2 protein-coding genes are annotated in these 1,571 nt (G+C 31.9%); one reads left to right on the forward strand and one right to left on the reverse strand.

The genetic code is table 11. The features are described 5' to 3' along the window. Positions 1-133: 133 nt before the first annotated feature. Positions 134-319 carry a hypothetical protein gene (locus tag J5G60_RS18250; protein ID WP_150359056.1) on the reverse strand — a complete coding sequence of 62 codons (186 nt, stop codon included), beginning with the start codon at positions 317-319 and terminating at the stop codon, positions 134-136. A gap of 218 nt (positions 320-537) precedes the next feature. Between J5G60_RS18250 and J5G60_RS18255 the strand changes: the two genes are divergently transcribed. Continuing rightward, positions 538-1,293 carry a DNA adenine methylase gene (locus J5G60_RS18255; RefSeq protein WP_150359055.1) on the forward strand — a complete coding sequence of 252 codons (756 nt, stop codon included), beginning with the start codon at positions 538-540 and terminating at the stop codon, positions 1,291-1,293. Positions 1,294-1,571 lie beyond the last annotated feature (278 nt).

Raw genomic sequence — 1,571 nt, forward strand, 5'->3', positions numbered from 1 at the left:
AATTAATACCACAAAATATGATTTAAAATAATAAATTGTGATATAATATATTCAAAAGAAGCCGTTACGGTTTTAATTTAAAGTTTATATTTTTAGCTAATTAAAAATGCACTACTTGGAGAAGGGTGCATTTTTAATTTTTTGAGCTATTTTCTTTATCACTATCTGCAGTAATAGATATTTCAGTATTACTGTGTTTAGAGCTGTTCTTGTATTTAAGAATGGCTCTTTCTTTTAAGTATGCAAGCATAGCAAAAATACCAACTATACTCACTATTGCAACGCATACTATAGATGTAATAGTAATAGAATCACTCATTTATGTCACCCCCTCTGTTGTCAGGTTAACCGCAACGACTCCTTGGGAGAGATAAAATCCCGGAGGGTGACTAGCTAAAAACATCCTTATTCTCCTGATAATTATTATAGCATAAATTTTAACCATGAATCTATATTTATGAAGGTTATCCATATTCTACCTCGATATAGAACATATGTTCGTATATAATAGTATTATCTGGAACATAGGAGGTATATATGAATAGTTTTATAAATTGGATAGGTGGAAAGAAATTACTCAGGAAGGAGATAGTCAAACGATTTCCCGAAAGTTTCAATAGATACATAGAAGTGTTTGGAGGTGCAGCATGGGTATTGTTTTCAAAAGATAAACTGGCCAGCATGGAAGTATACAACGGTATAAATGGGGACCTGGTGAATTTATTCAGGTGCGTTAAATTCCATTGTGGAGAGTTGCAGAGGGAACTTTCATTCATGTTGAATTCAAGGGAAGTATTTTATGATTTCGCAAGTCAGTATAACACTAGAGGTATGACGGATATTCAGAGAGCAGCACGTTTCTTCATGTTGATTAAGACAAGCTATGGAAGCGACCACAGATCCTATGGGTGTGTGAAGAAAAATGTAAATGTGATGATTAAATATCTTACTGATATTCAGGAAAGACTCTCTGATGTGGTGATTGAAAATAAAGATTTTGAGGATTTGTTAAAGGTCTATGATAAAGAGGATGCACTTATATACCTGGACCCGCCTTACTATGGTACTGAAAAATACTATCAGGTCCAATTTTCAGAAGAGGATCATGTGAGGTTATGCGATTGCCTGAAGAAAGTAAAAGGAAAATTCATTCTTTCTTATAACGATTGTGAATTTGCGAAGCATTTATACAAGGATTTCAAGATAGATGAGGTTCAGAGAAATCATAATTTTGTAGGAAAATACAAGGATAAAGAGCATAGATACAGTGAATTGATTATTAGGAATTATTAACATTGTAAATAAATTGCTCTGGTGAATCCAAGGCTTTTTAAAATAGTACTTACAACTAATAACCCCCAGCCCAAAGCTGGAGGTTATTTTGTAATTGCATAAGATTGGGAATTTAAAATGCTATCTTTTAGTAGTATACCCCAAATATATTATTATATTCTTTAAAAGAAGCTCCAGTAATTAGCCAGAGCTTCTATATTAGATCAAAAAAGATCTAAAAAAAATAGACATCAATAATTATATCCTAAATACAATATTATATCTATACTATTGATATA

Source organism: Clostridium sp. HV4-5-A1G (genome assembly GCF_900184915.1).
GTDB lineage: Bacteria > Bacillota > Clostridia > Clostridiales > Clostridiaceae > Clostridium_B > Clostridium_B aromativorans.